Source organism: Massilia sp. CCM 8734, assembly GCF_011682155.1.
Lineage (GTDB): Bacteria > Pseudomonadota > Gammaproteobacteria > Burkholderiales > Burkholderiaceae_D > Telluria_A > Telluria_A rubra.
In genome coordinates this window covers 1-351 of record NZ_WHJI01000221.1, presented here as the reverse complement: position 1 = coordinate 351, position 351 = coordinate 1, and the positions used below count along the sequence as shown (strand labels likewise).

Below are 351 nucleotides of genomic sequence, written 5' to 3'. Positions count from 1 at the left end.
ATGCTGTTCCAGGCGTTCGACCAGGGCGGCATGGCCGCGCCGGCGCGCGCAGGCGAGGGCGTCTTCGCCGCGCTTGTTGCGCAGTGTCGGGTTGGCGCCTTCGGCGAGCAACAGGTTCAGCAGGTCGAGATTGCCGGTCGCCGCCGCCATGTGCAGGGCGGTCTCGCCTTGCCCGTACGTGGCATCGAGCGGGACGCCTTGCCGCACCAATCGCTCGGCCAGCACCATCTGGATGGCGTGCTGCTGCGGCGGCGGCAGCGCTTGCAGCGCCAGGCTGTGCAGGGCCGTGCGGCCGCCATCGGCCACCACGCGCGGATCGGCCCCGCGATCGAGCAGCAAGGTGGCCATCTC

1 protein-coding gene is annotated in these 351 nt (G+C 71.8%); it reads right to left on the bottom strand.

The window, feature by feature from the left end:
• A partial coding sequence (locus tag F2P46_RS36340; protein ID WP_166899356.1) for an ankyrin repeat domain-containing protein occupies positions 1-351 on the bottom strand: 351 nt, incomplete at both ends.